Annotated in this window: 6 protein-coding genes; 5 read left to right on the forward strand and 1 reads right to left on the reverse strand. The window is 67.5% G+C overall.

All coding sequences use genetic code 11. The features are described from left to right. The first annotated feature begins 425 nt into the window (after positions 1-425). From D7I43_RS31965 to D7I43_RS31975, 3 genes are all read left to right on the forward strand, one after another. Positions 426-1631 (forward strand): IS110 family RNA-guided transposase, encoded by a 1206-nt coding sequence (locus tag D7I43_RS31965; protein ID WP_120332282.1) that lies wholly within the window; start codon positions 426-428, stop codon positions 1629-1631. A gap of 54 nt (positions 1632-1685) precedes the next feature. Continuing rightward, positions 1686-2165 carry a hypothetical protein gene (locus D7I43_RS31970; protein WP_204985343.1) on the forward strand — a complete coding sequence of 160 codons (480 nt, stop codon included), beginning with the start codon at positions 1686-1688 and terminating at the stop codon, positions 2163-2165. A 69-nt stretch (positions 2166-2234) separates the two neighbouring features. Continuing rightward, on the forward strand, positions 2235-2435 hold the full coding sequence (locus D7I43_RS31975; protein ID WP_120332283.1) for a hypothetical protein: 201 nt from the start codon (positions 2235-2237) through the stop codon (positions 2433-2435). Here the strand turns inward: D7I43_RS31975 and D7I43_RS31980 are convergent. Beyond that, positions 2419-3249 (reverse strand): hypothetical protein, encoded by an 831-nt coding sequence (locus D7I43_RS31980; RefSeq protein WP_420870264.1) that lies wholly within the window; start codon positions 3247-3249, stop codon positions 2419-2421. The two genes, D7I43_RS31975 and D7I43_RS31980, sit on opposite strands and share 17 nt — an antisense overlap. 100 nt (positions 3250-3349) lie before the next feature. On the opposite strand from D7I43_RS31980, the gene D7I43_RS31985 reads away from it, so the two are divergent. Further along, positions 3350-4795 (forward strand): tyrosine-type recombinase/integrase, encoded by a 1446-nt coding sequence (locus D7I43_RS31985; protein WP_240033325.1) that lies wholly within the window; start codon positions 3350-3352, stop codon positions 4793-4795. A gap of 59 nt (positions 4796-4854) precedes the next feature. Further along, complete coding sequence (locus D7I43_RS31990; RefSeq protein WP_120332284.1) at positions 4855-6393, forward strand: tyrosine-type recombinase/integrase; 1539 nt, start codon at positions 4855-4857, stop codon at positions 6391-6393. Positions 6394-6509 lie beyond the last annotated feature (116 nt).

Below are 6509 nucleotides of genomic sequence, written 5' to 3' on the forward strand. Positions count from 1 at the left end.
ATGCGGCCATCGCGTTCCTCTCCTTCTATGACTTGGTCGTCTCGAAGGATCACGCGATGGCCGTCTCCTATCTACGCAACACGCCCATCACGGGCAAGTCGTACACCACGTCCGTGGACGCAACCGCCGCCTGCTGGGGGACGACGCCGTTGCCGAGGACCCGCAGCGCGAGGGTGCGTGGCAGCCCTAACGCGGGGTCTGTGACGTGGCCGGCGTCGAGGCCCATGAGCCTTAGGATCCTCGATGTCCGGATGAGATCATTCGGACGACCCAGAGGGGCCGGGTGTGGCTTGGCCCATGACGCCGTCTGGTGGCCTGAGTGGTATGGCCGCCCGGCTCCTTCTGGACACCCTGGTCGCTGATTGAGAGCCGCGAGTCGTCGCTATCTAAGGCTGTGCAGGCGGGGTGCTCCATGGGGAACCTTGATGTCACGTGAGGAGGAAGAGTTGGAACGGGCCTGGATCGGGATCGACGCCGGCAAGGCTGCGCATCACGCGACGGCCGTCGACGATCACGGACGGGTGATCTGGTCGCAACGGGTGGCCAACGACCAGGAGGCGATCGAGAACCTGGTCGCCAAGGGACGCGGCACCGGCCAGGACGTGACCTGGGCGATCGACCTGGCAGGCAGCCCTGCTGCACTGGTCATCGCGCTGCTGCTCTCGGCGGAGCAGCGTCTGGTGTACGTGCCTGGCCGGACGGTGCACCGCATGTCGGGCGCCTTCCGCGGCGAGGGCAAGACCGACGCCAAGGACGCCTGGATCATCGCCGAGACGGCCCGGATGCGCCGGGACCTGTCCGCGTTGACGCTCAAGCCGGACCTGATTGCCGAGTTGGCGGTCCTCACCGCGCACCGGGCCGATCTGACGACCGACTGGACGCGCACCATCACCCGCCTGCGTGACTACCTGACCGGCACGTTCCCGGCCTTGGAGAAGGTGTTCAACTTCGCCAAGCGGGGCCCGCTGATCCTGCTCAGCCTGTACCAGACACCGGAGGCGATTCGGCAGGCAGGACACGAGCAGATCACTGCTCGGCTCAAGGAGCGTCGTGCCCGGCGAGCCGTGGTCTTGGCCGATAAGGCGTGCGCGGCGGCCGCCGCCCAGACCGTCGAGCTGCCAGGACAACGGATGACCGCCCGGTTGGTTCAGCAGATGGCCGACTACCTGCTGGACTTGCACCGCCGGATCCAGGAGCTTGATTCCGAGATCGCCGAACTGTTCGGTCAGCACCCACAGGCGAAGATCATTTTGAGCATGCCCGGGATGGGGCCGGTGCTTGGTGCCGAGTTCCTGGCGGCCATCGGCGACACCCGCAACTTCCGCGATGCGGATCATCTCGCCGCGTTCGCCGGGCTGGCGCCGGTGCCGCGGGAGTCCGGCCGCAGAGTCGGCATCATGTGCCGGCCGAAGCACTACAGCCGGACACTGCGCCGGGTCTTCTACATGTCGGCTTTGACCAGCCTCAAGTTCGATGGCCCGAACCGCGAGTACTTCGACCGCAAGAGAGCCGAAGGCCGCAAGCCGCGGCAAGCGCTGATAGCTCTGGCTCGCAGACGCGTCGACGTGCTGTGGGCGCTGCTGCGCGACAGCCGGTGCTTTCAACAGGCCGCGCCGGCCAGTGCGGCCTGACCACGCCTGGATAAACCAAGGGCGCTTCATTGCCTGCTGATTCAGGATGGGCGCGTGGAACGCGACGAAGTCTTGACCCGGATGTACGAAGCCGCCGCGTTGTGGAGCGTCGGCCACGTCACCGCGGCCGAAGTCGTTGGCGCCGCCTGCGACCTGCTGGTCGCCGGCTTCGACGGACTCAACCTCGCCACGCTGGCAGGCGTTCACATCCGGCATGCCGATGAAGACGTGCCCGACCTACTCGAAGCCGCGCTGCAGGACGTGGGGCTTGCCTACCACCCACGCGGCAGCCAAGCGGGGCGGGAAGCGGCGGTCAGGGTCATGGCTTCGAGGGTCCTGACCGGGCGTATGCCCACCCTGGAACTGGTGGTGTGGGCGCACTCCACCATCGGTCATGACCGGGTGGCGCTCGCCGAACGCCTGGTCGAACTCGACGACGTGTACGACACGCTCGAGTACACCGATATGACCGAGCAGGAGGTCAACGACGAGGTCCTCGCGGAGGCCCGACGGATCGTCGGACCGTCGAGATGAATAGGGCTTCGGCGCGGTTGATGTGATCGATCGACCCCGAGGGCACTCTGCTCGCTTCCGATCCGTACGGTGCTGTTCGTGGACGCACGAGAGCGCAGACTCAACACCGCTCGAATTCTCGGCAACATTGCCCTGCTTGTTGGCCTGCTCATCACCATGGTGGGGTTGGCGACCGACAGCACGCCGGCCAAGGGCTACGTCTTCGCTGGGATGCTCGTCTTTATCGGTGTCGGCCTCCGCATCGAGGCGGCGCTCACAGATCGCCGTTGACGCACGCCTGCAGGCCAGCAGCCCGTTCTGTGCCCCCCTTGACTCGGTCATTGAGATGCCATTCCACGAACGGTGGGGCGAGCACAGGCTTGCCGTGCTGCCCGGTCTGCGTGGGTGCGGGCGCTGGTCGGCCGAGCAGCAGCTCCCATCGCGCGACGGCGGCGGCGTAGACGCCCCACCGCTGCTCGTCGAGGTGACCGAGGCTGGCGATGGTGGTGCGCAGGTCCGCGCCGCCGTCGCCGTGGAGTGCGGGGCCGCGCCCGTCGGACGCGCGGGGGGTGGGCAGGGTTCGGGTGGGTACCCGCACGGCCGCTGAGGGGAGGGTGAGGTCGCCGTGGGAGCCGCGCTGGCCGGGACAGCCCTTCGCCCCGTCGGTGGCCCTCGGGGTGGGCAGTAGCACCTGGGACAGCGGTGGCCGGAATCCGGCTCCGGCTTTGCGGCCGGGGGTGCCGGTGTCGCTGGCCCTCGGCGTGGGCAGCAGCGCCTCGGGGTCGGATGGTTTCCCGCCGGGGTGCGGCCGGTAGCCGCGGACCGCTGATTCGAGGGTGGGCCGCCAAGTGTCGCGGTTGCTGCCACTCAGGTAGCCGGTGCCATCCCCGGCGGTCGGGGTGGGCAGGAACTGTCCGGCGATGCCGGCGAGGCTCGGCCGGCGGGCGGCACCGGCGGACGGGGACTTGTTTGACCCGTACGGGACCGTCGTGGGTGTGGGGAGGATGCCGTGGGTGGTGCCGGACGGTTCGATCAGGTCGGGCAGCCCGTACTGGTGGCCGGGGCCCTTGCCGTCACGGGCGCACGGTGTCGGCAACGTCCGCACCCTCTCCGAGCGGTTCTGCGGGTGTGGCCACCTTCTTATCTGGACAGTTGAGGTGCCACTGATTCTGTGGACGGCTCGGTGAACCCCTACGTTGTCCAGCGTGCGTGTGACGAAGGTTGTTGATGCCCCGGTCGGGCAGCCGGGTGTGGAGTTGGTCGACGACGCTGGCGTGCCCATTGCCGAAGTGGCCGGATTCCTCCGCTTGTTGACGGTGCGTGACTATTCGCCGAATACGGTCCGTGCCTATGCGCATGACTTGCAGAAGCTGTTCCAGTTTCTGCACGAGCGCGGCTTGACGGTCGAGGAGTTCAAGCCTGCGCTGGCGGTGAGTTTCATCGAGTGGTTGCGGACCCGTTCGTCGGGCCGTAAGGCCCAACGGCTGGATCTCGGGTTGACCGCCGGGAACGGCCGGTTGTTGGCGGCCAAGACCTGCAACCGTGTGCTGGCTGCGGTGTCGTCGTTCTTCGAGTACCTGATCAGCGTCGAACGGTACGGCGGTGCCGATAATCCGATCGTGACTATCTCCGACCAGGCAGCGGCTCGGGTTCCGGGCCGTCCTCGCACGCCGTTGGTGACGTCGCGTCCGCAGCGGCCGGTGCGTCGGGCCTTGCGAATCAAGACGGTGGAGTCGCTGCCACGACCGATGTCCGACGACACCTATGTCGCCTTGCTGGGCGTGCTGCGCAACCGGCGGGACCGCGCGTTGCTGGAGATGATGTGGGAAGGCGGCCTGCGGCCAGGAGAGGTCCTCGGCCTGCGGCTGGACGACATCTCCTACGGACGTCGGCGAATCGTGGTCCGCCACCGGACCGATCACCCGGCGGGGGTGCGGCAGAAATCCCGCCGGGACCGGACCGTCGACCTGCTGGAAAGCCGGGCCTTGCCGGCCGTCAGCGATTACGTCATGCACGAACGCCCCGCTGACGCAGACACCGGCTATGTGTTCCTCGTCGGCGGTCGCGGCCGACGACGATTGGAGCCGTTGAGCTACGACGGTCTGGTGCGCATGTTCGCCCGGGCCGCCCGGCGTGCTGGCGTCCGCGACGCCTGGCTGACACCGCATGCGCTGCGCCACACGCACGCGACCCGCATGTTCGAGGGCGGAATGCGGGATCTGACCCTGATGACCCGGCTCGGGCACGCCAGCCCCGACTCGACGAAGATCTACACCCGGGTCAGTGATCCCGATGTGGTCAAGGACTACCGGGCCGCGATCGGGGACACCGCACCGTCAGCGGAGCCGTTCTGCGCCTACCGGCGTCACCGCCACCGCGCCTGGTCGGTGGTCCACGCCATTGTCCGGCCGAGGAGTACGAGTCGTTCGTCGAGCACAGCGGCATCTACAGCCAGGATCGCAAGATCCGGCTACATCGCCGACATGTCCGCTTCCTGCGCCAGTTCCCCGAGCTTGATAGCTGGTTCGACCAGCCGCTGCGGCAGCGGCTCGGGTGGCGCAACAAGGACACCCAGACCCGGCGTCGCGGCCCCGGGGTTGACTTCGACGTCACCGCCGGCTGGATCAACTACAACGCCCGCGACTACCTGATCTACCTGGCCCTTACCGGCCGACTGCGGCTGGACTGGGGCTGGCTGCTCGGCATCGGTGTGATCAAACCGTGGTCGATCGCCGACCAGCTCGGCCTGCCACTGACCGCCCAGGTCGACCAGCTACGCGAGCAGGTGACCGCGCTGGGACACAACCCCGACAGCAGCACGTTCCGGGTGTCCTGGACCGTGATGCGATTGGTGCTGCACCGCGGCGACCCGGACCTGCACGCGGTCACCGCCGACGATGTCGAGGAATTGAGGGCGACGATCCGCACCCTTGACCAGGTCCCCGGCATCGACGAGGTCCTCAGCCCACGGCACCTCACGACGATCAAGAACGCGTGGGGCACCAACGTGTTCCGCACCGGGATCGCGCTGTTCCACGCCGGGATCACCGACCGGCTGCCACAACGCCTGGACCGTAAACCATTGCCGCCGCTGAGCCCGGAGCCGCGAATCGCCGCGGTGATGGACCGCTACCTGGTCGAACGAGCTCTCATCGTGCGGCCCGACTCCATGAGCTCGACCCGGGCCGCGATGCGACGCTTGGGCATCTGGCTGGCCCAGCAACGCCCGGCTGTGGAGAACCTGGCCGAACTGACTCGCGCCGACCTGCTGGACTTCATGACGTGGCTGGGCGGGCAGCGCAAAGTCAAGCACCCCGAGCAGCCGCTCAGCGACGTCTACCGCCGCAGCATAATCTCCGAAGTCACCGTGTTCTTCCGCTACGGAGCCCACGCCGAGTGGACCGACATGCCCGCTCGCCCGGTACTGACCCGAATGGACGTTCCACGGGCGGTCCAGCGCGTCCCACGGTTCATCCCGGCCCACCAACTTGAACCGCTGATGACCGCGATCCGCGCCGTCGAGTGCCCGCTGCAACGGTGTGCGCTGCTGGTCGCCCGGTGGAGCGGCGCACGCCGCGGAGAGATCCGCCGGCTGCACCTCGACTGCCTCGACACCTACCCCGACGGCACCCCGCGGCTGCGGCTCGCCGCCGGCAAATCGCTCAAAGAACGCACCGTGCCGATCCACCCCGAAGCTGCCGAAGCGATCCGCCGTCTCCATGAACTGCGCGCCGGACACCAGGACCGCGGCATCCACGACAGAGACACCGGCAAGAGTGTGCGCTACCTGTTTCTCAACAACGGTCGGCTCGCCGATGTCGAATACCTGTTCGCGGTGCCGCTCGGACGCATCTGCGACGAACTCGGCATCCTCAACGCCGAAGGCAAGCCCGCCATCCACGCCCACCGGTTCCGGCACACGCTGGGCACCCAACTAGCCGAGAAAGGCGCCCGCACCCAGACGATCATGAAGATCCTCGGGCACCTCAGCGCGGGCATGTCCATGACCTACTCGCAGATCTCCGACCCGGTCGTGCTGGCCGACTACCAGGCCGTCCTGCAGCCTGGAGCGGCTATCGCCGGCCCTCTGGCGGACACTCTGCGCCGCGGCCAACTCGACCAGACCGCACTCGACTGGCTCCAGACCAACTTCTACAAGACCGAACTTGAACTCGGACGCTGCCTGCGCCTGCCTCAGGAAGGGCCGTGCGAATGTGACCTCTATCTGAGCTGCCCTAAGAGGTCCTAACAAAGTCGTACGACGTGTCGGTACGTGATGATGCAGGTGGCCAGGGCAAGGAAGGCTTCGTGGATGTCGTCGCGGCGTTCCCAGCGGATCCGTAGCCGTTTCATGCCGTGGTACCA

The organism is Micromonospora globbae, from assembly GCF_003610785.1.
GTDB classification, from domain to species: Bacteria; Actinomycetota; Actinomycetes; order Mycobacteriales; family Micromonosporaceae; genus Micromonospora; species Micromonospora globbae.